This window comes from Zemynaea arenosa (assembly GCF_004614185.1).
Lineage (GTDB): Bacteria > Pseudomonadota > Gammaproteobacteria > Burkholderiales > Burkholderiaceae_D > Telluria > Telluria arenosa.
This window is the reverse complement of record NZ_SPVF01000109.1, coordinates 1-20,804: the sequence shown is the minus strand read 5'-3', so window position 1 is coordinate 20,804 and position 20,804 is coordinate 1. Positions and strand designations below refer to the sequence as shown.

The 20,804-nt window shown below is 67.2% G+C and carries 24 protein-coding genes; 5 read left to right on the top strand and 19 right to left on the bottom strand.

The window, feature by feature from the left end:
• Positions 1-209 precede the first annotated feature (209 nt).
• The 16 genes from E4L96_RS08345 to gpmA form a co-directional block, all read right to left on the bottom strand.
• On the bottom strand, positions 210-785 hold the full coding sequence (locus E4L96_RS08345) for a hypothetical protein (protein ID WP_135206755.1): 576 nt from the start codon (positions 783-785) through the stop codon (positions 210-212).
• A gap of 16 nt (positions 786-801) precedes the next feature.
• Positions 802-2,025: a type II secretion system inner membrane protein GspF gene (gene gspF / locus E4L96_RS08340; RefSeq protein WP_135206754.1), complete on the bottom strand. Its 1,224-nt coding sequence runs from the start codon at positions 2,023-2,025 to the stop codon at positions 802-804.
• Position 2,026: 1 nt separating this feature from the next.
• On the bottom strand, positions 2,027-3,451 hold the full coding sequence (gene gspE, locus E4L96_RS08335; protein WP_135206753.1) for a type II secretion system ATPase GspE: 1,425 nt from the start codon (positions 3,449-3,451) through the stop codon (positions 2,027-2,029).
• A 22-nt stretch (positions 3,452-3,473) separates the two neighbouring features.
• Entirely contained in the window at positions 3,474-5,672 is a 2,199-nt protein-coding gene (gene gspD, locus E4L96_RS08330) for a type II secretion system secretin GspD (RefSeq protein ID WP_135206752.1), read from the bottom strand.
• Entirely contained in the window at positions 5,669-6,442 is a 774-nt protein-coding gene (gspN, locus tag E4L96_RS08325) for a type II secretion system protein N (RefSeq protein ID WP_135206751.1), read from the bottom strand. The genes gspD and gspN overlap by 4 nt, the downstream gene beginning before the upstream one ends.
• Positions 6,439-6,957 carry a type II secretion system protein M gene (locus E4L96_RS08320; RefSeq protein ID WP_135206750.1) on the bottom strand — a complete coding sequence of 173 codons (519 nt, stop codon included), beginning with the start codon at positions 6,955-6,957 and terminating at the stop codon, positions 6,439-6,441. The genes gspN and E4L96_RS08320 overlap by 4 nt, the downstream gene beginning before the upstream one ends.
• Positions 6,954-8,162 carry a type II secretion system protein GspL gene (gspL, locus tag E4L96_RS08315; RefSeq protein WP_135206749.1) on the bottom strand — a complete coding sequence of 403 codons (1,209 nt, stop codon included), beginning with the start codon at positions 8,160-8,162 and terminating at the stop codon, positions 6,954-6,956. The genes E4L96_RS08320 and gspL overlap by 4 nt, the downstream gene beginning before the upstream one ends.
• A gap of 54 nt (positions 8,163-8,216) precedes the next feature.
• Entirely contained in the window at positions 8,217-9,242 is a 1,026-nt protein-coding gene (gene gspK, locus E4L96_RS08310) for a type II secretion system minor pseudopilin GspK (protein WP_135206748.1), read from the bottom strand.
• A complete protein-coding gene (locus E4L96_RS08305) occupies positions 9,242-9,862 on the bottom strand; it encodes a PulJ/GspJ family protein (protein ID WP_135206747.1) in 621 nt (206 codons plus the stop codon). The genes gspK and E4L96_RS08305 overlap by 1 nt, the downstream gene beginning before the upstream one ends.
• A complete protein-coding gene (gene gspI, locus E4L96_RS08300) occupies positions 9,859-10,233 on the bottom strand; it encodes a type II secretion system minor pseudopilin GspI (RefSeq protein WP_135206746.1) in 375 nt (124 codons plus the stop codon). Before gspI ends, E4L96_RS08305 begins: the two co-directional genes overlap by 4 nt.
• A 2-nt stretch (positions 10,234-10,235) precedes the next feature.
• On the bottom strand, positions 10,236-10,700 hold the full coding sequence (locus E4L96_RS08295; protein WP_135206745.1) for a GspH/FimT family pseudopilin: 465 nt from the start codon (positions 10,698-10,700) through the stop codon (positions 10,236-10,238).
• A gap of 6 nt (positions 10,701-10,706) precedes the next feature.
• Positions 10,707-11,141, bottom strand: a complete 435-nt coding sequence (gene gspG, locus E4L96_RS08290) for a type II secretion system major pseudopilin GspG (RefSeq protein WP_135206744.1) — start codon at positions 11,139-11,141, stop codon at positions 10,707-10,709.
• A gap of 62 nt (positions 11,142-11,203) precedes the next feature.
• Positions 11,204-11,959: a HesA/MoeB/ThiF family protein gene (locus tag E4L96_RS08285; RefSeq protein WP_135206743.1), complete on the bottom strand. Its 756-nt coding sequence runs from the start codon at positions 11,957-11,959 to the stop codon at positions 11,204-11,206.
• A gap of 18 nt (positions 11,960-11,977) precedes the next feature.
• Positions 11,978-13,441, bottom strand: coding sequence for a S41 family peptidase (locus E4L96_RS08280; protein ID WP_135206742.1), 1,464 nt, complete (start codon positions 13,439-13,441; stop codon positions 11,978-11,980).
• 52 nt (positions 13,442-13,493) lie between these two features.
• Entirely contained in the window at positions 13,494-14,930 is a 1,437-nt protein-coding gene (locus E4L96_RS08275; RefSeq protein WP_135206741.1) for a murein hydrolase activator EnvC family protein, read from the bottom strand.
• A 5-nt stretch (positions 14,931-14,935) separates the two neighbouring features.
• Positions 14,936-15,688, bottom strand: coding sequence for a 2,3-diphosphoglycerate-dependent phosphoglycerate mutase (gene gpmA, locus E4L96_RS08270; RefSeq protein ID WP_135206740.1), 753 nt, complete (start codon positions 15,686-15,688; stop codon positions 14,936-14,938).
• Positions 15,689-15,786: 98 nt separating this feature from the next.
• On the opposite strand from gpmA, the gene E4L96_RS08265 reads away from it, so the two are divergent.
• The 5 genes from E4L96_RS08265 (at position 15,787) to E4L96_RS08245 (ending at position 18,651) form a co-directional block, all read left to right on the top strand.
• Entirely contained in the window at positions 15,787-16,191 is a 405-nt protein-coding gene (locus E4L96_RS08265; protein WP_135206756.1) for a rhodanese-like domain-containing protein, read from the top strand.
• Positions 16,192-16,206: 15 nt separating this feature from the next.
• Positions 16,207-16,470, top strand: coding sequence for a glutaredoxin 3 (gene grxC / locus E4L96_RS08260; RefSeq protein ID WP_135206739.1), 264 nt, complete (start codon positions 16,207-16,209; stop codon positions 16,468-16,470).
• A 144-nt stretch (positions 16,471-16,614) separates the two neighbouring features.
• Positions 16,615-17,082: a protein-export chaperone SecB gene (gene secB / locus E4L96_RS08255; RefSeq protein ID WP_135206738.1), complete on the top strand. Its 468-nt coding sequence runs from the start codon at positions 16,615-16,617 to the stop codon at positions 17,080-17,082.
• Positions 17,083-17,199: 117 nt separating this feature from the next.
• The gene (locus E4L96_RS08250; RefSeq protein WP_135206737.1) at positions 17,200-17,643 is read left to right on the top strand and encodes an SH3 domain-containing protein; all 444 of its coding nucleotides are present in this window, start codon (positions 17,200-17,202) and stop codon (positions 17,641-17,643) included.
• A 6-nt stretch (positions 17,644-17,649) separates the two neighbouring features.
• Positions 17,650-18,651, top strand: a complete 1,002-nt coding sequence (locus E4L96_RS08245) for an NAD(P)H-dependent glycerol-3-phosphate dehydrogenase (protein ID WP_135206736.1) — start codon at positions 17,650-17,652, stop codon at positions 18,649-18,651.
• An 84-nt stretch (positions 18,652-18,735) separates the two neighbouring features.
• Here E4L96_RS08245 and E4L96_RS08240 read toward each other — a convergent pair whose 3' ends face one another.
• From E4L96_RS08240 to E4L96_RS08230, 3 genes are all read right to left on the bottom strand, one after another.
• The gene (locus tag E4L96_RS08240; RefSeq protein ID WP_135206735.1) at positions 18,736-19,074 is read right to left on the bottom strand and encodes a cupin domain-containing protein; all 339 of its coding nucleotides are present in this window, start codon (positions 19,072-19,074) and stop codon (positions 18,736-18,738) included.
• Positions 19,075-19,090: 16 nt separating this feature from the next.
• Positions 19,091-19,783 (bottom strand): DUF2461 domain-containing protein, encoded by a 693-nt coding sequence (locus E4L96_RS08235; protein ID WP_135206734.1) that lies wholly within the window; start codon positions 19,781-19,783, stop codon positions 19,091-19,093.
• Positions 19,784-19,793: 10 nt separating this feature from the next.
• A partial coding sequence (locus E4L96_RS08230) for a Do family serine endopeptidase (protein WP_135206733.1) occupies positions 19,794-20,804 on the bottom strand: 1,011 nt, incomplete at its 5' end.

Sequence of the window (20,804 nt, the reverse complement as noted above, 5' to 3'; positions counted from 1 at the left end):
CTCGCTGGCCGCCACCGCAGCCGGCGGGCGGCCAGCGGAAGCGGGTGCTGGCGCGCTGTCTGGCGCGGCCTGCGCGCAGGCGGGCCTCAGGAAGGCCGACGCGCACAGCGCGGCCATGACGATGCAGGTGCGGAGGTGGTTCATGGGCAGGGCCATCATATGTGGACGCCCGCGATCATCCCTGGGCGACGGGAAAGCGGCGCGGCCGCTCACTGCTGCGGAGGCTGCGGTGGCTCCACGGGTGCCTGGCCGGTCGAGCGGGTCGGCGCGGGCATTTGCATCGGCTGTGGGGGCGGGGCAGGCGTCGCCGACGTCTGCACCGGTTCGGACATGTTTCCGTTCGCCGCCGCCCCGGCGAGGCCCGCCACCGGCGCGGCCAGCGTGGCCGCGGGCTTGACCTCCTGCGGCAGGTCCACGCGCTTGGCGACGCCACCTTCCGAAATCATCACGTAGCGCGGATGCACCTCCTGCACCACCACGCCCGGCACGATCTCGCGCCCCAGCTTGATGGCAACCGGCGGCTTGCCCTCTGCGACCACGATCGCCACGCTGTCGCGTCCCGCCGACACCACCCCGGTCAGCGCATAGTTCGACACCTCCACCGCCGCCTGCTGTCCGCCGAACAGGGTGGCCGCCGCATCGACGGCCGGCTCCAGCACCACCGGCGGCGGCGGCGCGGCGATCGGACGCTGGGGCGGCTGGTACAGCTGCAGCGCCCAGTAGGCGATCGACGCGGCCAGCAGCAGCACGGCGAGGATGGTGGACACGAGGGGCAAACGGTTCATCTTTTGTTCCAGTTTCTTATCGAACCAGCTGATTGATTTCGATGATCGGCATGAGCACCGCCAGCACGATCAGGAGCACCACGATACCCATGCCGAGGATGAGCACCGGCTCCAGCAGCCCGGCCATCGTGAGCGCGCGGCGCTCCAGGTCCGCCTGCTGCGAGGCTGCGGCGCGTTCCAGCATGGCGGGCAGCTCGCCCGTGATCTCGCCCGCGCGGATCATGTGCACCAGCATCGGCGGGAAGTACTTCTGCGCTGACAGCGCCCGCGCCAGGCTCGCGCCTTCACGCACGCTGGCCGTGGCCTGCTCCACCAGGCCTTTCATGGCAACGTTGGACAGCGTGTCCCGGCTGGTGTCGAGCGCGCGCAGGATCGGGACGCCCGAGCCAGTGGTAATGGCCAGCGTGGACGCAAAACGCGCCGTGTTCATGCTGCGCTCGAAGCGCCCGTAGAACGGCGCCGTCAGCAGCCAGGAATGGAAGCGCAGCTTGAGCGCCGGATTGCGCAGCGCGCGCCGCCACGCCGTAAAGGCGCCGATCAGCAGCACCGCCACGTAGATGCCGTAGGCGCGCGTGAAGTTGGAGATCCCCAGCATCACCACCGTCAGCACGGGCAGCTTCTGCTTCGTATTCGCGAACACAGACACGATCTGCGGCACCACGTAGGTGAGCAGGAAGATCACGATCGCAAACGCCACGCAGGTCACGATGGCCGGGTACAGGAAGGCCAGCCGCACCTTCTGCACCAGCGCGATGCGGCGTTCGTTGTAGTCCGCCAGCCGCGCCAGCACGCGCTCCATCTGGCCAATCTGCTCACCGGAGGCCACCAGCGCGCGGTAGATCTCGTCGAAGTCACGCGGATGCCGCGCCAGCGCGTCCGAGAACGAAGAACCGCCCATCACTTCCGAACGGATCGAGGCCACCAGGTCGCGCACATAGGTACGCTCGGCCTGGTCCATCAGCGCGGTGAAGGCCTGCTCCAGCGGCAGCCCGGCTTCGAGCAGGGACGCCAGCTGGCGCGTGAACAGGGCCAGCTCCACCTGCGACAGGCGCTCGCCAAAGCCGCCGCGGCGCGCCGTCTCGCCGGCGGCGCTGACCTGGGCGCTGATGGCATCGACCGTGATCGGCGTCAGGCCCTGGGCGCGCAGGTCGGCACGGGCAGCGCGCGGACTGTCCGCGTTGACAACGCCCTTGCGTGTGGCGCCGCCAGCATCGACGGCTTCGTAGCGGAACGCTGGCATCCTAGTCCTTTGTCACCCGCAGCAGTTCGGCCTCGGTGGTCACGCCTTCGCGCAGCCAGCGTTCGCCGTCCTGGCGCATGGTCTGCATGCCCGACGCCAGCGCGGTCTCGCGGATCTGCGCTTCCGAAGTGCGGTCGTGGATCTGGGCGCGGATCTGGTCCGTGGTCTGCAGGAGTTCGTACACGCCCACGCGGCCCTGGTAGCCGGTGAAGCCGCACTTGTCGCAGCCCACCGCGCGCCAGCGGCCTGGCGCCTCTTCCACCTTGCACACGTTGCACAGCTTGCGCACCAGGCGCTGGGCCAGCACCCCGAGCAGGGAGGACGACAGCAGGAACGGCTCGATGCCCATGTCCAGCAGGCGCGTGACGGCCGATGCGGCGTCGTTGGTGTGCAGGGTCGCCAGCACCAGGTGGCCGGTGAGCGAGGCCTGCACCGCGATCTGCGCGGTCTCCAGGTCGCGGATCTCGCCGATCATGATCACGTCCGGGTCCTGGCGCAGGATCGCGCGCAGGGCCTTCGCAAAGGTCATGTCGATGCGCGCGTTCACCTGCGTCTGGCCGACGCCGATCAGGTCATACTCGATCGGATCCTCGACGGTGAGGATGTTGGTGGTAGTCGCGTTCACGCGCGACAGGGCCGCGTACAGGGTGGTGGTCTTGCCGGAGCCGGTTGGCCCCGTCACCAGAACGATGCCGTGCGGCTGGTTGATCAGGTGGTCGAACTGCGGCAGCAGGCTGTCGCTCATGCCCAGGTGCTGCAGGTCCAGGCGCCCAGCCTCCTTGTCCAGGAGACGCAGCACGGCGCGCTCCCCGTGGCCGGTCGGCAGCGTGGAGACGCGCACGTCCACCGGCTTGCCGCCGATGCGCAGCGTGATGCGGCCGTCCTGCGGCAGGCGCTTCTCGGCGATGTCCAGCTGCGCCATGATCTTGATGCGCGAGATCAGCGAGGCATGGATGGCCTTGCGCGGGCGCACGATGTCGCGCAGCGCGCCGTCGATGCGGAAGCGCACCACGGAAGTCTGTTCGAAGGGTTCGATGTGGATGTCGGACGCGCCTTCGCGCAGCGCCTGCGTGAGCAGTGCGTTGATCATGCGGATCACCGGCGCGTCGTCGGACGACTCCAGCAGGTCCTCGATGGCCGGGACGTCCTGCAGCAGCTTGGTGAGGTCCAGCTCCGCCTCGAATTCGTCGGCCACGGCAGACGCGTTGCCGCCCGAGCCGGCGTAGGCCGCCGCGATGGCGTCTTCCAGCTCGGTGCGTTCCATCGATTTGAGCGTGATGCGTCCGAAGCGGCGCGACACCTCGGCGATGGCCGCCGGCGCGGTCGCGCGCGAAACCCACACCTCGACCGCCTCGCCCGGCTCGCCGTTGGAATGCGCCAGCACGCCATAGTCGCGCGCAAAGGCGAAGGGAAGCAGCGTATTCATAAGCGGTCCGCTCTCTTCCGCATCACTTCTGCATGGCCGGGGCAGCGCCGGGCGACGGGACGCTCGGCGGCGGCACCGGCGCCGGGAGCGGGACCATGCCGCTGCCTGCAGCAGGCTGGCCTTCCCTTAGTTCCGGCAGCACGGGTGCGCCCAGGTTCGGCATCAGGACGGTGTCGTTCTTCGGCTGGTAAGCAGCGCCGGTGGCGCGCATGTACTGGTAGCGGTCCACCGCGATCGAGCTGCTTTCCTCCTTGCTGCGCATGATCACAGGGCGCAGGAACACCATCAGGTTGGTCTTCACGCGATTGCGCGTACGGTACTTGAAGAGGTTCCCCAGGATCGGGATGTCGCCCAGGCCGCGCACCTTCTGTTCGCCGTCGCCTTCGTTGTCTTCGATGAGGCCACCGAGCACGAATATCTGGCCGTTGTCCGCGATGACGTTGTTCTCGATGACGCGCACATTGGTCGTCACGCCGGCCGGATTGGCCAGGGTGGTCTTGTCCACCGACGAGGTCTCGTGATAGATCGCCATCTTGATGGTGCCGCCTTCCGAGATCTGCGGACGGATCTTCATGGTCAGGCCGACGTCGCGCCGGTCGATGGTCTGGAACGGATTGCCGTTCGACCCGCCGCTCACCGAGGTGGTGAAGGTGCCGCTGATGATCGGCACGTTCTGGCCCACCTTGATGGTGGCCAGCTCGTTATCCAGCGTGACGATGTTCGGCGTGGACAGGATGTTGGCATTGCCATCCTGCTCCAGCATGTGCGCGATCGCGCCCAGGCCCAGCTCACCGTTGATGTTTTTCAGGATGCCGATCGAAAAACCGACCGGAGGAGTCTTGGCGCCCACGATCTGCGCCAGCGAATTGCCGCCGCTGATGTCGTAGTTCTGCAGGGTGCCGACGCGATACTTGCTGTTGTCGTCACCCGACAGGCCCAGCCACTGCACGCCGAATTCGGCGGCCTTGTTGGAGGACACCTCGACCACCAGCGACTCGATGTAGACCTGCGCACGGCGCACGTCCAGCATGTCGATCACGCCGCGCAGGTTGCGGTAGACCGAATCGCTGGCCGTGATGATCAGGGTGTTGGTCGACGCGTCGGCCTGGATGAAGCCCGCCGCACCACCGGCGCCGCTGCCTGTCATCTGGGCGTTCTGCTGCCCCAGCGTGGTGGCCTGCTGCGAGCCGCCTCCGCCCAGACCACCCTGCGCTCCGCCCTGCGAAGTGTTGGTGCCGCTGGTGCTGCCGCTCATGCTGCCTACACTGCCGCCCTGGGTCCCGGTCTGCTGCGCCGGGACCTGCGAGGAGTCGCCGGACACCACCGCGCGCAGCGTCTGCGCCAGGCGGGTGGCATCGGCGTTCTTCAGGTAGACCACGTGCACGTTGCCGGCCTGCGAGGTCTCGGCATCGAGCTTGCGGATCAGCGCGCGCGCCAGCCCGGCACGGGCCGCGGAGGGCGCCTTCAGGATCACGGAGTTGGTGCGCGGATCGGCCACCACGGACACGCGGCCAGTTGCTGCTTCCTGCCCGCTCGGCTCCATCAGCCGGTTGACCATGGTCGCGATGTCGCTCGCCACCGCGTTGCGGATCGGGATCACATCCAGGTCCGCACCCAGCGGCGCGTCGAGGGCCGCGATGATCTTTGACAGGCGGCGCAGGTTGTCCGCGTAGTCGGTAATCACCAGCGCATTGTTGACCGGGTCGGCGGAGATCGAATTGTTCGGCGAGATCAGGGGCCGCAGCACCGCCACCAGCGTGGCCGCCGATTCGAACTGCAGGTGGTAGACCTGGGTCGCGATCTGGTCGCCCTGCACCCGGGTCTTGCCCACGCCGACCGCGGTCGGGGAGCTTTGCAGCTTGGCGTCCGCTTCCGGCACCACCTTGGCGTAGCCGTCGCCGGTCACCACCGCGTAGCCCTGCAGGCGCAGCGCAGAGGTCAGCAGCGCGAAGGCCTGCGACTTGGTCAGCGATTTTTCGGAAGTCAGCGTCAGCGTGCCCTTGACGCGCGGGTCGATGATGAAGGTAACGCCGGTGTAATGGCCGACCGCCTTGATCACCGATTCCATGTCGGCGCCGACGAAGTTGAGGGCCGCGGTTTCCTGCGCGTGCGCGAGCACGGGCAGCACGGCGGGACCGGCGGCGGCGCAGCACAGCAGGGCGGCGGCGCTGAGGCTCTTCAGGCGTCGGAGAGTCGTGGCTGGGATAGTTTTAGTCATCATTTGAACTCTAACGCGATTATGTTTTTGCCGTTCACCACTTGGTGCTGGCCCAGCAGGTTCAGGAGGTTGCCCATCGTGTTTTCATACCCGGCGCCCGCGGTGGCCTGGCCGGAGAAACTGAAGCGGCCATTGGTCAGCGCGCCGTTCCCGGACAGGACCAGCGCGCCCTTGAGCGTGGACAGCACCATCTGGGCGTCGCGGCCATGCCAGTCCATCGCCATCTGGTAGCTGCCCAGCGGCTTGATGGGCGACATGCGCGAACTCATGTCCTGCATGTCGAGCGTGGTGTGGCCGCTGACGGCCACGGTATTCACCGCGCGCTCCAGCTGCAGCGCGGTCCAGGTGAGCCGCATCTGGCCGGACGGCGCGATGGTGTTGAGCGGTGCGCCCAGGCCCGCCAGCGCATCGGCGGGCAACTTGAGGGTGCCGGGGCTGACCTGCCACTGCGACCAGGAGCCGGTGACGGTCACCGGCAGCATCAGCGCATCGGGATTATCGAGCTCCATGTTCACGCGGCCCACCAGCACCATCGGCGACAGGGTCCAGCTGAAGCGGCCCGGCAGCAGCGGGGTGACCGCGCCGTCCGGCCCGGCCGCGCCGCCGACGAAGGCGGAGCCGTGCCACAGCGTGCCTTGCGGGTCGCCCAGGGTCAGGCGGCCGCCGGTCTGCTTTTCCACGATGGGACCGAGCCAGGACGCGGGCAGGAACGCAAACAGCGTCAGCGCGACCACCACCGCGAGTGCAACGATCCAGAGGGCGGCGCGCTTCATTGGCCGCCTCCCGCGTTCTGGCGCAAGGTCAGCGTGCCGTCGACCTGGCCCGCATCGCCCGCGGCGACCAGGTTCACGTCCTGCACCATCACGCGCGCCTCGCGGCGCTGCGCATCGAGCCACGTGACGATGGCCGCGAACGGCATACCCTTGAACTGGATCTTGGCGAATTCACCGGTCAGGATGATGGACTCCGCCTTCAGGCCGCGCGTGGTCATGCTGGCCGTCAGGCTGTCGCGCGACATCGGCGTTACCTGCGGCACCGGCTGGCGTGCCAGTTCGGCGGCTTCCGCGGCCATGCCCTGCAGCTGGGCGGCCTGCTGGCGCAGCTGCGGCAATTGCTTGCGCAGCGCGGCGCGGCCATCCACGGCGGGGCCGATGAAGAGCGAGTAGAGAACCGCCAGCGCCACCACCGCGCCACCCACGGTGAGGAACTTGCGCTCCTGCTCCGTGCGCGCGTTCCAGTACACCAGCACGCCCTCTTTCAAGTGGCTGAACAGGCTATCCCCCGTCATTTGCGGCCTCCTGCGCTGCGCACTTCCCAGGTTCCGGCATTGTCGACCAGCGCCAGCCCGCGGCCCGCGAGCATGCCGTTCATTTGCGCCACCGCGGCCGGATCGTAGCTGCCCGGCTGCGCCTTCACCAGCAGCGCGCCATCGCGGTATTCCATGGTGGCCAGCTGCGGCTTGCGGCCCAGGCCACGCACCGCCTCGCCCAGGCTCGCGGCCAGGTACGCGAATTCGCTGGGGCTCACCTGCCCGCTGTTGGCGCGCGCGGTGTCCACGTTACGTTTCATCTGCGCCACCGGGTCGAGGATGGCCTGGTTCGGGTAGACGGACTTGAAGGTCTGCGTCATCGACTGGCGGATCGCGTCGGCCTCGCGCTTCATGCGCAGCCACTCCACGTTCAGGCCAAACAGGTTGACCACCACCACGGCGATGGCGATGCGCACCGGCCACTTCCAGCGCTGCCAGTCGCGCTGGCGGGCTCCGGCCGCGCCGAGCGCCGGCACCAGGTCGAACGCCGTGCTGCGGGCGCCCGCGATCAGGTGCTCCCAGCTCTCGGCCTGCACTGTGGTGGGGACCGAGAAATTGACGGCCATGGCGCTCAGTTCTTCGACCAGCGCGGCCGGGGCGAACACGGTCAGCGGCGCCTCGCCGGCCAGCGTGCGCGCGGTCTGCAGGGCCATCATCGGCACGTCCGCCATGGCGATGCCGAGGCCCTCGTACACTCCGGTGCGCAGGGTCAATTCATGCGACTCCACGAGCGCGCTGGCGCCGCCCGGCGCCAACGGGAGGCACAGCTGCAGCGGGGTGGCGCCCACGCTGCGCGCGCCCATCTCCAGCAGCGCACGCACGATCGCTTCCAGCCAGGCGCGCTGCGCCACGGCGATGGTGCGGGTGCCGTCGGCGGCCAGCGGCGGCGCAGCCACCAGCACGCAGTCGGCAGGGTCGGACAAAACCTGGTCCTCAACCAGTCCCGGCAGCGCGGCGCGGAGCTTGGCGGCTGGCAACGGGGGCACCTTCACGGTCAGCAGCGTGACGTCGGAGGCGGCCAGCAGCAACACCACGCGGCGGCACGCGGCGACCAGGTCGCGCAGTCCGGTGAGCGCGCCGGCGCCCTGCTGCGCCACGCCGCCGCCATCGGCGACCAGCGCGAACTGCACCTGGCCGCTCTCGCTGTCGGCCTTGGCCGGGGGGCGGATGAAAAGTGTGGTCAAGGAATCTCGCTTTCCGTATTTTTCCGTGCTTCCATAGTGTGCCTGGCGGTCGTTTCAGTTCTGTCGGATTTCGACCAAGCGGGTCGCACCGTTGCTTTTCCGGTTGATGAGAGACTCGGCATTCAGCGCGGCGCGGTCGAGTTTCACCCGGCTGGTGACCAGGAACCACTCGCTCTTGACGTCGAAAGTCTCGAAGTTCAGCGTCCTGCCGGTCATTGCGTTCACCTTCGACTTGAAGTCTGCCTCATTCATGAAATACGCCGTCTTGCGCGCGGCCGCCATGGCCGTACCCTCGCCGGTGCCGGCCTCCATCACCGCTCCCAGCACCTCCGGCGGCGCGGTGTTCACATTCACCTTGGTCGCGCCGGGCAGCACGACCACGAAATCGCGCAGCTTTTCCACGATTTGCGGCGTGTATCCTTCCACCGTCAGCAGATCGTTCAGCGTGGTGAACTCGATCGGCTGGCTGCTGCTGTTGTTGCGCGCCACCGGCTGCGGCGGTGGCTGTTGCTGCCCGCCTTGCTGCCCTCCCGGTTGCCCGGCCGGTGGCTGCTCGCCCACTTCCAATGGCTGCCCCGCCGCCACCGCCTGCGCGGTGCGCTTGGCCAGCGCCGGGTCAAGCTGCAGGTTGGTGAGCAGCCGCTCGTACAACTTCAGCTGGTTCGGATCGATACTGCCGCCATTCGCCAAATTCCTGAGATTGTAGCGCGACGTGGCGTCAATAATCTTCCCCGAAATTGTCGCATCGAAGTGTTCGCCCTGGACGCGTTCCCGCTCGATGTACTGGTCCAGCCGCGTCTCGGCCAGCGGCGTGTTCCAGACCGCGTCGAGCGTGGTCGTTCCGTGGCTGGTCTGCAGGTCCGTGCGCAGCACCAGCCGCGCCCAATCCAGCGCCCCGCGCAGGATCCAGCGGGTCTGCAAATGCATGCGCTGGTTTTCCATGGAGCGGATTTGCACCTGCTGCTGCCAAAACAGGCTGGTGACGATGGTGACGGCCAGGGTGGTGAGCAGCAGCGCCGTGACCACGGCCACGCCGCGCTGGCGCTTCCGCAGGGGTTGGCGAGAGGCGAATGCGCGCATCACACGGCCCTCAGCAGGAAGACCTTGGACATCGGATTCTCCAGGCCCTGCACCTGCAGTGCGACCTGCAGTCCGTCCGGTGCGTTCTGCAGCATCTGCGCCGCCCCCGCTGTGGGCGCGGTAGCCGGGTGCCAGGCGCCGGATTCGAACACCTGCACCATCATGCCATTGACGCCCGCCTGCAGCGGAATGCCCGGGTCGCCCTGCCCTTCGGCCACCGCGGCCTTCCAGAACACGTCCAGCTGCACCAGGTCGCGCGTGGACTGCGACTCGCTGCGCGTCAGCACGCCGTTGACCACGCGGTAAGTCACCACCTGCAGCCGCGATGGTTCGAACTCGTTGAGCACGCGCCGCACCAGCACCATGCGGGTGGCGTCGGCGACAAGATAAGGGCGGCCGCGCAGGTCCTCGGCGGCCACCAGGTGCTCGCAGTCGCTCTGCATCTGGGCAAAGGCGAGCTGCATGCCGCGCGTCGTCTCCATCTGCGCCGTCAACGCCGCGCGCGTGCGCACGATCCCATCCAGCCCGCGCCAGCCCAGCACCGCCACCATCGCCAGGATGCCGATGGCAACCAGCAGCTCGATGAGCGTAAAGCCCCGGCTTGTGTTGATCGTCTTCATTCCTGCATCACCAGCTGGACCAGTTTGATGATGCGGCGCTCGGGCGCTTCGGCCTCGAACACCGACACTTCGATCCGCCGCAGCCGCGGGTTGGGCGAGGACAGCACCTCCTCCTCGCACACCAAGTGCAGGTCGCCCTGCGGGCAGGCGAAGCTGCGCTTGCCGACACCGGGGAACTCGTGATTGAGGCGCACCTGCACCAGCCGGTTCTCGGCCGACCAGGTGGCCATCATCCCCGCGCGCAGCCCCGCGCTGTTGGAGGTCAGCGAGCCGACCGCGCGAATCGACGCGCCGAGCGCGGTCGCGACGATGACCAGCGCCACCAGCACTTCCAGCAGGGTGAAGCCGCGTTGGGCGCGCAGTGGTCGCATGCTTACTCGACGTTGAAGTGGCCGACCCCGTCGGCGTGGATGGCGACCATGTTGTCGCCATCGGCCAGGGTCAGGACGAAGGGTTTGTCGACCGGCTCGCGGCCGAACACGATGCGCAGGCCGTTGCCCATGCCGGCCACGCCCGCCGGCTGCACGGACAGCGCCACCGGCGTGTGCTTGAAGGCGCGCTCGCGCAGCAGGTCGTCGCCCTGCACCTGCTCCCAGCGGGTCTCGCCGCGCACCAGGAAGCGGTAGCGGCCACCCTCGGCCTCGAAGGCCATCGGCGCGTTGCGGACGATGGCTTCGTCGCGCGCCAGCTGCATCAGCAAGGCCAGGCGCTGGGCTTCGTTCTGCAAGTCCTGGCGTTGGCTGGGCAGGGCGTTCACGGTCACCAGGCCGAGCGTGATCCCGATGATGACCATCACGACCAGCAGCTCCACCAGGGTGAAGCCGCGGGCGGCTGGCATGATGCCTTACTCCCAGTTGCCGACGTCGGCGTCTTCGCCGGTGCCGCCGGGCTGGCCGTCCGCGCCGAGCGAGAAGATGTCCACTTCACCGTGGATGCCGGGCGCCAGGTACTGGTAGGCGTTGCCCCACGGGTCCTTGGGCAGCTTTTCGAGGTAGCCGCCGGCCTTCCAGCCATTCGCGGCCGGGCCGGTGGTGGGCTTGGCGACCAGCGCCTGCAGGCCCTGCTCCGTGGTCGGGTAGCGCTGGTTATCGAGCTTGTACAGCTTGAGCGCCTGGCTCAGGCTCGCGATGTCGGCCTTGGCGGCGGTCACGCGCGCCTCGCCGGTCCGCCCCAGCAGCTTGGGCACCACCAGCGCACCCAAAATGCCGATGATGACGACCACCACCATGATTTCGATGAGCGTGAAGCCGCGCTGGCGGCGCTGGAGGGTCTTTTGCATGGTGTGTGTACAAAGTTAGCCAATCAATACCGCAGTATAACGCGGCCGGGCTTAGATTCGGCTTAGTGCGGACGTGCGTGGCAGGCCGGGCACGCGGCCTGGCGAGCCACCTTCAGCTCCGTCCATTCCATGCTGCGGCCGTCGAGCATCAGGAGGCGTCCGGCGAGCGACGGCTTGATGCCCGCGACCAGCTTGAGCGCCTCGGCCGCCTGCATGGCGCCAATGATGCCGACCAGCGGCGCAAACACGCCCATGGTGCTGCAGGCGACTTCCTCGAACTGCTGGGTTTCGGGGAACAGGCAGGCGTAGCACGGCGAGGCTGCGTTGCGCGGATCGAACACGCTGACCTGGGCGTCGAAGCGGATTGCGGCGCCGGAGACCAGCGGCACCCCGGCCGTGAAGCAGGCGCGGTTGATGGCGTGGCGGGTCGCGAAATTGTCGGTACAGTCGAGCACCACGGTCGCGCTGCGCACCAGCGCCAGCAAACGTTCGCCTTCCGCGCGCTCCTGCAGGGTGGTGACGGTGATGTCCGGGTTCAGCTCATGCAGCGCGATGCGGGCCGAGGCCACCTTGGGCATACCGATGCGCGCGGTGGTGTGGGCGATCTGGCGCTGCAGGTTGGTCAGGTCGACGATGTCGTCATCGACCAGCATGATGTGGCCGATGCCCGCCGAGGCGAGGTACAGCGCGGCCGGGGAACCGAGGCCCCCGGCGCCGATCACCAGCGCGCGCGCCGCCAGCAGCTTCTCCTGCCCTTCGATGCCGATCTCGTCGAGCAGGATGTGGCGGGAGTAGCGCAGCAGCTGCTGGTCGTTCACTGAGCGTTCACCGGGCGGTCACTTCTTGGCCGGAGCCTTGATCTCGGCGGGCTTGGTGTCCGGCTTGGCCTTCGGGTCGGGCTCTGGCTGGGCGGGGCGCGGCTCGGCCTTGGACAGCTGCACCGGCAGGCCCTTGAAGTGATTGAGCGCCTGCGCCAGCTGGAAGTCGTCCTTGCTGCCGAATTCAATCGGCTTGCGTGCGCGCTCGACGGCCTTGGCCAGCTGGGATTCTTCCAGCTCGTCGCGCTTGGCCTTCGCAGTTTCCGGCGTGACGACGTTGGACAAGTGCTTGTCCAGGTCCACCTCGCGCACGCGCAGGGCGTTCAGGCCATCGCCATCCGGCGTTTCGTCCACCATCAGGTCCGGCACGATGCCGCGCGCCTGGATGGAGCGGTTCTTCGGCGTGTAGTAGCGCGCGGTGGTCAGCTTGACCGCGGTGTCCGGGCCGAGCGGGCGCAGGGTCTGCACCGAGCCTTTGCCGAAGGTCTGCGAGCCCATGATGATGGCGCGCTTGTAGTCCTGCAGCGCGCCCGCGACGATTTCGGACGCGGAGGCGGAGCCGGTGTTCACCAGCACCACCATCGGCACGGTCTTCAGTTGCGCCGGGATCTTGGCCAGCGGGTCGCCGCCGGAGCGGCCCACGTAGAACTCCTTGCGGGCGTAGAAGACCTGGTTCTGGTCTGCCAGCTGGCCGCGCGTGGAGACTACTGGCTCGTCCTTGGGGATGAAGGCGGCGGAGACGCCGATCGCGCCCGGCAGCAGGCCGCCCGGGTCGTTGCGCAGGTCCAGCACCAGGCCTTTGATGGCCGGGTTCTGGGCGTACAGGTCCTGCACTTTCTTCGCCATGTCCTCGACGGTCTGCTCCTGGAACTGGGTGATGCGCACCCACGCGTAGCCCGGCTCCACGAACTTGGCCTTCACGCTCTGCACGTGGATCTCTTCGCGTGCCAGCGTGGTGACCCACGGCTTGTCCTCGCCCTTGCGCGCGATGGTCAGGGTGACCTTGGTGCCCGGCTCGCCGCGCATGCGCTTGATGGCGTCGTCCAGCGACATGCCCTTGATCGGGGTGCTGTCGATGCGGGTGATCAGGTCCCCGGCCTTGACGCCGGCGCGGTAGGCGGGCGAATCCTCGATCGGGGAGACGATCTTGACGTAGCCGTCTTCGGCCGCGACCTCGATCCCGAGGCCGACGAACTTGCCGGCCACGTTTTCCTTCAGCTCCCGGTAGGCCTCCTTGTCCAGGTAGACGGAGTGCGGGTCGAGCGAGGACACCATGCCGCTGATGGCGTCTTCCAGCAGCTTCTTGTCCTGCACCGGCTCGACGTAGTCGGTCTTGATGATGCCGTAGACGTCGGCCAGCTGGCGCAGTTCGTCCAGCGGCAGGGGTGAACCGGTGCGCTGGGCGAAAGCCGAGAACTGCAGCGAGATCGCGACGCCGGCCACCATGCCGACGCCGACCAGGCCAAGACTTTTGAATTTCATGTTGTACGCTGCCTTATGTCCCCGATGCGCGGGGCGCGGTGATAACGATCGTTCAGAACTTGACCCATTGCGCGGGATCGATCGGGCGGCCCAGCCGCCGTATCTCAAAGTATAGTCCCGTTTCCTCGTTGCCGCCCGTGCTGCCGGCCGTGGCGATGGCATCGCCACCCTTGACCGCGTCGCCCACGTGCTTGAGCAGCGACTGGTTGTAGCCGTACACGCTCATGTAGTCGTTGCCGTGGTCGACCACCACCAGGTTGCCGAAACCGCGCATCCAGCCGGAGAACACGATGCGGCCCGGAGCGACCACGCGCACGTCCGCGCCTTCACTGGCGCGGATGAAAACGCCCTTCCAGGTCACCCCCTCGCCTCCACGCTTGCTGCCGAAGCGGGCCACCACTTGACCGGCGACCGGGCGGACCATCTGTCCTTTCAGCTTGTCGAAGGAACCATCGGGCGGCGGCGGGGCCAGCACGACTTCCTCGGCCGGTTCCGGCGCGGCAGGTGCCGCAGCGACGGCCGGTTTCGGCGGCTCGTCATCGTCGATCGGGTCGGTCACCTTGAAGGGCGTGGACGCCTTGCCATTCTTGGCCGCATTGGCGGCATTCAGCTTGGCGATGCGCTCGCGCTCGGCCTGTGCCTTGGCCTTGGCGGCGGCGCGCGCGGCGGCCTCTTCCTGCCGCTTTTTCGCGGCGGCGGCGGCGGCGATCTGCTGTTCGCGGATGATCTTGGCCAAGTTGTCCACCAGCTTGCCAAGGCGTTCCTCGTCACGCTGCAGGCTGGTCAGGTCCTTGCGCTGGGTTTGCAGCTTTTTCGAGAGCCCGGCCAGCAGCTCGGCGCGCTTGGCCTTTTCCTTTTCCAGCGTAGCCTTCTGCTGGCGTTGTTCGTCCGCGATTTCTTCCAGCTCGTCCTTGGCATTCTGCGTGGCCTGCTGGTTGGTCTCGATAGAGGCCAGGTTCTGGCGCAGCGATTCCAGCAGCTTGGCCTGGGCCTGCGAGACGTAGGCCATCATTTGCAGGTCGCGGTTGATGCGGTTGGGGTTGTCGCCAGAGAGCAGCAGCTTGATGCGGTCCTCGTTACCGGCGACGTAGTGCTCCTTGAGCAGTTTGGCGATCTGCTTCTTCTGGGCGTCAATGGTTTCCTGCAGCGCGGTGCGCTGAGCGTCGAGGTCGGTGAGCTTGCGGTTGGTCTGGTCCTGCTCCTCGGCCAGGTCGCGCAGCTCGCGATTGGCGTCGGAGATCGCCTCTTCGGACTCGGCCAGCTGGTCGGCGACGTCTTCCTTCTGCGCCTCGGTGCGGCTGATTTCCTTCTTGAGGTTGGCGAGCTTCTGCTGGATGCCCGCGCGCGCGGCTTCCGCAGTGGCTTTCTGCTTGCTCCGCGCGGTCTGCTTGGGGGCCGCGGGCGCGCTGCCCACGGCCAGGCACAGGGCAGCCGCCAGGGCCGCCCGTGTCACCACCTGGGCGGCATGACCCGCCCGAAAAAAGCTCATCCAGCTCAAGCCTGCTTGGCCTTGCCCTGGTTGGCCACGGCCGCCATGGCCTTGGCGATGGCTTCCTGGTCGCCCAGGTAGTAGTGGCGGATCGGCTTCAGGTCGGCGTCCAGCTCATACACCAGCGGCTGGCCATTGGGGATGTTCAGGCCGACGATGTCCGCGTCCGAAATCCCGTCCAGCATCTTGATCAGGGCACGCAGGCTGTTGCCGTGGGCCGAGATCAGGATCTTCTTGCCAGCGCGGATGGCCGGAGCGATCTCTTCGTCCCACGCGGGCATCACGCGGGCCACAGTGTCCTTCAGGCACTCGGTCAGCGGGATCTGTTCCTTGGCCAGGCCCGCATAGCGCGGGTCGTTGAACGAGGCGCGCTCGTCGGACGCTTCCAGCGCCGGCGGCGGGGTGTCGTAGCTGCGGCGCCAGACCAGCACCTGCTCGTCGCCGAACTTGGCGGCAGTTTCCGCCTTGTCCAGGCCCTGCAGCGCGCCGTAATGGCGCTCGTTCAGGCGCCAGTCGTTCTTCACGGGCAGCCACATCATGTCCATCTCGTCCATGGCCAGCCACAGGGTGCGGATCGCGCGCTTGAGCACCGAGGTGTAGGCCAGGTCGAAGGTATAGCCCTCGGCCTTGAGCACCTGGCCGGCCGAGCGCGCTTCGGCGATGCCTTTGTCCGTCAGGTCGACGTCGGTCCAGCCGGTAAAGCGGTTTTCGAGGTTCCAGGTGGACTCACCGTGGCGCATGAAGACGATCTTGTACATAGCTTTGAATGTGGAAAGTGGGCGAAGGAATCGCGGGCAGCGAAGCAAAACGGCTTGTATTTTATAATGCACGGATTGCCAGAACCATTGGAACCCGCGTGAAATTTCTACTTGACCATATTTTCCTCGTCGTGATCGCCGTCGTTTCGGGGGGCGCGCTGCTGCTGCCGTCCGTGCGCGCCGGCGGCGGCCGCCGTTCCTCGTCCGTCGAGGTGACCCAGTTGATAAACCGGGGGAAGACCCTCATCTTGGATGTGCGCACTGCTGAAGAGTTTGCCAAAGGGCACCTGCGCGAAGCGAAAAACATCCCCCTGGCCGAGCTGGGCTCGCGCATCGGGGAACTGGACAAATCGAAGGGCAAGACCGTGGTGCTGGTCTGCCAGAGCGGGGCGCGGGCCGGCAAGGCCGCCAATCAGCTCAAGGCGGCCGGGTTCACCGACGTGACGACCCTGGACGGCGGCATGGCAGCCTGGCAGACGGCCGGCCTGCCCGTCGCGAAATAAGGAAAGGAAACAGCCATGACCGCACCCGTGACCCTCTATCACACCGCCATGTGCCCGTACTGCGTGCGCGCCGAGCGCCTGCTGGAAGCCAAGGGCGTTACCAACATCAACAAGATCCGCGTGGACCTGGAGCCGGACCAGCGCGTGGCAATGATGGAACGCACCGGCCGCCGCACCGTACCGCAGATCTTCATCGGTGAGACCCATGTCGGCGGCTTCGACGACATGTACGCACTCGACCAGCAGGGCAAGCTGGACCCGCTGCTGAACGGCGCCTGACAGGGCCGGGCGCGCGGGCCTGCGGGCCCCCGCCGAATTTGTGCTCGTTCCGAGTTGGTTTTGCTACAATAAGCCGGTTGAGAGGGGCGCCTGCGGGTGCCCGCCTTTATCTTGGCCTCCTAAATTTTTTGACGAAAGCGTTCCATGTCTGACGAAAACCAGCAACCCGTATTCCAAATCCAACGCGTCTACCTGAAAGACATGTCGCTGGAACAACCGAACTCCCCGGCCATCTTCCTGGAAGCGGAAACGCCGTCCGTGGAGGTGTCGCTGGACGTGGGCGCGGAAAACATCGCCGAGAGCATCTACGAAGCGACCGTGACCATCACCATCACCGCCAAGGTGAAAGACAAGGTGGCGTTCCTGGTCGAAGGCAAACAGGCTGGCATTTTCGAAGTGCGCAACATCCCGGCCGACCAGATGGATCCGCTGCTGGGCATCGGCTGCCCGAACGTCGTGTACCCGTACCTGCGCGCCAACATCGCCGACATGATCACCCGCGCGGGCTTCCCGCCGGTGCACCTGGCCGAGATCAACTTCGAAGCCTTCTACCAGCAGCGCCGTGCCGCGATGGCCCAGGCGGCCGCTGGCGCCGCTCCGGCAGTGCAGTAATTCGTTCGCGTTAGTACCAGTACGCATTTGTACCGGCAGTCAGCGGGGCCGTCCTGGCCCCGCTGCCGCTTCGGCGGCTCTTCCTCGCTGCCATTCCGTTCCGTTCCAGGTCCGGCCATGACACTCCATCGACTTCTCGCGGCAGGCGTTCTTCTGCTCGCCTCGGCGGCCAGCAGCGCGTTCGACTTCAAGTCCGTCGGCAACACGCCCATCGTGCTGTACGACGCCCCTTCGCTCAAGGGCAACAAGCTGTATGTGGCGCCGCGCGGCATGCCGGTCGAGGTGGTGATCAGCTATGGCGAGTGGGTCAAGGTGCGCGACTTCAATGGCGACCTGGCCTGGACCGAAGCGCGCAACCTGAGCGCGCGCCGCAGCGTGGTGGTGCGCAATCCCAAGGCCGCGGTGCATGCGACGGCCGACGAGGCCGGGCCCGTGGTGATGTTGGCCGACAAGGGCGTGATCCTGGAGCTGGTCGACCCGCAGGTCACCACCTGGGTCAAGGTCCGCCACAAGGACGGGACCACAGGCTACATCAAGGCCTCGGACGTCTGGGGCATCTGAACACTCATGCAAGCTCAATCCAAAGTTTCGATACTCGGCGCCGGGGCCTGGGGCACGGCGGTGGCCATCGCGCTCGCCCAGCGCCACGATGTGCTGCTGTGGGCGCGCGACGCGGCCGCGGTGCAGGACATGCAGCAGGCGCGCGAGAACACGCACTACCTCAAGGGTTTTCCGTTCCCGGCCGGCTTGCAGGTCACGGCGGATTTCGACGCGGCCCTGGCCCATGTGGGGCAGGACGGACTGCTGATCGCCAGCACGCCGGTGGCCGGCATGCGGCCGCTGCTGGCGCGGCTCAAGGGGCGCGATATTCCCAACCTGGTCTGGCTGTGCAAGGGCTTCGAATACGAGACCGGACTGCTGCCGCACCAGGTGGTGCGCGAGGTGCTCGGCGGCGCGGTGCCGGCGGGCGTGCTGTCCGGGCCGTCGTTCGCGCAGGAAGTGGCGCGCGGGCTGCCGTGTGCGCTCACCGTGGCGGCGGAATCGAAGTGGCTGCGCGAGATGGTGGTGTCCATCGTCCATGGCAACGGCATGCGCGTGTATTCGTGCGATGACGTGGTGGGCGTGGAAGTCGGCGGCGCGGTCAAGAACATCATGGCGATCGCGACCGGATGCGCGGACGGGCTCGGCCTCGGGCTGAATGCGCGCGCGGCGCTGATCACGCGCGGGCTGGCGGAGATCACGCGGCTCGGCACGGCGCTGGGCGGGCAGGCCAGCACCTTCATGGGGCTGACCGGGATGGGGGATTTGATCCTGACCTGTACCGGGGACCTGTCACGCAACCGGCGCGTCGGGCTGGGGCTGGCCGAGGGCAAGCCGCTGGAGCAGATCGTGGCCGATCTCGGCCACGTGGCGGAAGGCGTGCCGTGCGCGAAGGCCGTGCGCGACCTGGCGCTGCGCCTCGCGGTGGACATGCCGCTCACGAACGCCGTCGCAGGCGTGCTGTTCGACGGCGTGCCGCCGAAGACCATGGTCGCGCAGCTGCTGGCGCGCGACCCGCGCGGCGAGTAGGCAGACCCGCGCTGCGCTGCGCGGCCACGCGACGCACGCGGGGGAGCGCAGCTCCGGACTGGCGGTGCGGGCAGCCTGCGGAAATTACGGGCCGGGATGCGTGAGCAGGATAGTCAGCAGCCCGACGCTGTCCTCGTTGGCGACCACGGCATGCGGCACGCGGCCTTCCAGCCAGATCATCTCGCTGGGCCGCAGCACGACGTCCTTGCCGTAGGCCTTGACCAGCATCTCGCCTTCCAGGCACACCAGCGAAATCTCGCCCTCGACAAAGTGCTCCGGCAGATCCTTGCCCTTGGGTAGCATCAGCCGGATCAGTTCCATGTGCTCCGTTTTCGCCAGCGCGACCGACGTGAAATTGGCGATATCATCCGCCCCGCGCCTGAGTGCGATGCGTTCGCCCGATGCCGCGTGTTGCAAAGCCATGAAACTCCTCCTGTGATTACTCGTCTTCGTCCGGGGTCCAGGGCACGGTGCGCAGCCAGTTGACCAGCGCCGCTGCGTCCTGGAAGCCGCGCACCACGTCCGGCACCAGCCGCTCCGGCCTGGTGACGTCCAGCTTGACCTCGTTCCACACGAAGAAGCTCTTGAGCTTGAGGTACTCCACCAGTGGGTGTTCGGGATCGAAGCCCTTGGGCGGACGCTGGAGCTTGCCTTCGTCGTGGCGCAGGTCGCCGTAGGTCGTGCGCAGGGCCTTATTTTTGAGCATTTTGCCAAAGCCTGGCGCATCGTTGACCACGTGTGCGCGGATCGCCTTGAGCCGCTTGGGCGGCGGAATGTACTCGCCCGCGCCGTACAGCAGCATGCCGTTTTCGATGTGGAAGTAGTAGGTCGGCCCGCCTGCATGGGTCGGCCGCCGCTGGTCGTTGGGCGCGATGCCCGCCGAGAAGCGCGTCTTGTACGGGCTCTTGTCGTTCGAGAAGCGCACGTCGCGGTTAATGCGGAACATCGCTTTCTTCGGATTGCAGGCGGCCACCAGCTTGTCCGTCTGGCCCAGCTCGCGGATCCCGTCGGTCACCACCTGCAGGAACTCCTCGCGCAGGATGTCGTAGCGCGGCTTGTTCATCACGAACCAGGGGCGGGTGTTGTTTTCGGAGAGTTCCTTCAGGTATTGCGAAAGGTCGCGCAGGTGCATAGGTCTCTTTCTACTTCGCGTGCGGGCGCCGCCCCACGTTCACATCGACGGTCGACTGCTTGTTCTTGCGGAGCACGGTCAGCTTGGCCTTGCCGCCCGGCTTGAGTGCGGCGATCAGGTTCAGCATGACGTTGGTGTCCGTCACCGCCTGGCCATTCACGGCGATCAGGATGTCGCCCGGCTTCATGCCCGCCTTGTCGGCCGGGCCGTTGCGCACCACCCCGGCGATGATGGCGCCGTTTTCCTGTTTGAGGTTGAAGCTGTCCGCGATCTCGGGTGTGATGTCCTGCGACTCGATGCCGATCCAGCCGCGCTCCACCTGGCCGGTCTTGATGATCGCTTCCATCACCGTGCGCGCCGTGGACACCGGAATGGCAAAGCCGATGCCCACCGAGCCGCCCGACTGCGAGTAAATCGCCGCGTTGATCCCCAGCAGGTGGCCGCTGGTGTCGATCAGCGCCCCGCCCGAGTTGCCGAAGTTGATCGCCGCGTCGGTCTGGATGAAGTCCTCGAAGTCGTTGATGTGCAGGTTGTTGCGCCCCATGGCCGAGATAATGCCCATGGTGACGGTCTGCCCGACGCCGAACGGGTTGCCGATGGCCAGCACCACGTCGCCGACCTTGGCCAGCTCTGTCTTGCCCAGCACCATCACCGGCAGGCCTTTCAGGTCGATGCGGATCACGGCCAGGTCGGTCTCGGGGTCCGTCCCCACGATCTTGCCGCTGGCCTTGCGGCCGTCCGCCAGCTGGACATCGATCTCGTCCGCGGCCTCCACCACGTGGTAGTTGGTCAGGATGTAGCCGTCCGGGCTGACGATCACGCCCGAGCCCAGGCTGGACTGCTCCTCGTCGCGCGGCGCGCGGTCGCCGAAGAACTTGCGGAACAGCGGGTCCTTCATCAGCGGGTGACGCGACTTGACTGCCTTGCTGGTGAGGATGTTGACCACCGCCGGCATGGCGCGCGCGGCCGCCTGCCGGTAGCTGCCCAGCGGCGGCCCGCCGCCCTGCAGCACGGCCGCGGG

What these genes read in the sequence shown, in the direction of transcription:
- gspG (WP_135206744.1), bottom strand. Translation starts at nt 11,141, where the DNA reads ATGCAAAAGACCCTCCAGCGCCGCCAGCGCGGCTTCACGCTCATCGAA.
- gspI (WP_135206746.1), bottom strand. Translation starts at nt 10,233, where the DNA reads ATGCGACCACTGCGCGCCCAACGCGGCTTCACCCTGCTGGAAGTGCTG.
- gspD (WP_135206752.1), bottom strand. Translation starts at nt 5,672, where the DNA reads ATGATGACTAAAACTATCCCAGCCACGACTCTCCGACGCCTGAAGAGC.
- E4L96_RS08280 (WP_135206742.1), bottom strand. Translation starts at nt 13,441, where the DNA reads ATGAAATTCAAAAGTCTTGGCCTGGTCGGCGTCGGCATGGTGGCCGGC.
- E4L96_RS08305 (WP_135206747.1), bottom strand. Translation starts at nt 9,862, where the DNA reads ATGAAGACGATCAACACAAGCCGGGGCTTTACGCTCATCGAGCTGCTG.
- E4L96_RS08250 (WP_135206737.1), top strand. Translation starts at nt 17,200, where the DNA reads ATGACACTCCATCGACTTCTCGCGGCAGGCGTTCTTCTGCTCGCCTCG.
- gpmA (WP_135206740.1), bottom strand. Translation starts at nt 15,688, where the DNA reads ATGTACAAGATCGTCTTCATGCGCCACGGTGAGTCCACCTGGAACCTC.
- E4L96_RS08245 (WP_135206736.1), top strand. Translation starts at nt 17,650, where the DNA reads ATGCAAGCTCAATCCAAAGTTTCGATACTCGGCGCCGGGGCCTGGGGC.
- E4L96_RS08320 (WP_135206750.1), bottom strand. Translation starts at nt 6,957, where the DNA reads ATGACGGGGGATAGCCTGTTCAGCCACTTGAAAGAGGGCGTGCTGGTG.
- secB (WP_135206738.1), top strand. Translation starts at nt 16,615, where the DNA reads ATGTCTGACGAAAACCAGCAACCCGTATTCCAAATCCAACGCGTCTAC.
- E4L96_RS08235 (WP_135206734.1), bottom strand. Translation starts at nt 19,783, where the DNA reads ATGCACCTGCGCGACCTTTCGCAATACCTGAAGGAACTCTCCGAAAAC.
- gspF (WP_135206754.1), bottom strand. Translation starts at nt 2,025, where the DNA reads ATGCCAGCGTTCCGCTACGAAGCCGTCGATGCTGGCGGCGCCACACGC.
- E4L96_RS08240 (WP_135206735.1), bottom strand. Translation starts at nt 19,074, where the DNA reads ATGGCTTTGCAACACGCGGCATCGGGCGAACGCATCGCACTCAGGCGC.
- E4L96_RS08275 (WP_135206741.1), bottom strand. Translation starts at nt 14,930, where the DNA reads ATGAGCTTTTTTCGGGCGGGTCATGCCGCCCAGGTGGTGACACGGGCG.
- E4L96_RS08345 (WP_135206755.1), bottom strand. Translation starts at nt 785, where the DNA reads ATGAACCGTTTGCCCCTCGTGTCCACCATCCTCGCCGTGCTGCTGCTG.
- gspN (WP_135206751.1), bottom strand. Translation starts at nt 6,442, where the DNA reads ATGAAGCGCGCCGCCCTCTGGATCGTTGCACTCGCGGTGGTGGTCGCG.
- gspE (WP_135206753.1), bottom strand. Translation starts at nt 3,451, where the DNA reads ATGAATACGCTGCTTCCCTTCGCCTTTGCGCGCGACTATGGCGTGCTG.
- E4L96_RS08295 (WP_135206745.1), bottom strand. Translation starts at nt 10,700, where the DNA reads ATGCCAGCCGCCCGCGGCTTCACCCTGGTGGAGCTGCTGGTCGTGATG.
- gspK (WP_135206748.1), bottom strand. Translation starts at nt 9,242, where the DNA reads ATGCGCGCATTCGCCTCTCGCCAACCCCTGCGGAAGCGCCAGCGCGGC.
- grxC (WP_135206739.1), top strand. Translation starts at nt 16,207, where the DNA reads ATGACCGCACCCGTGACCCTCTATCACACCGCCATGTGCCCGTACTGC.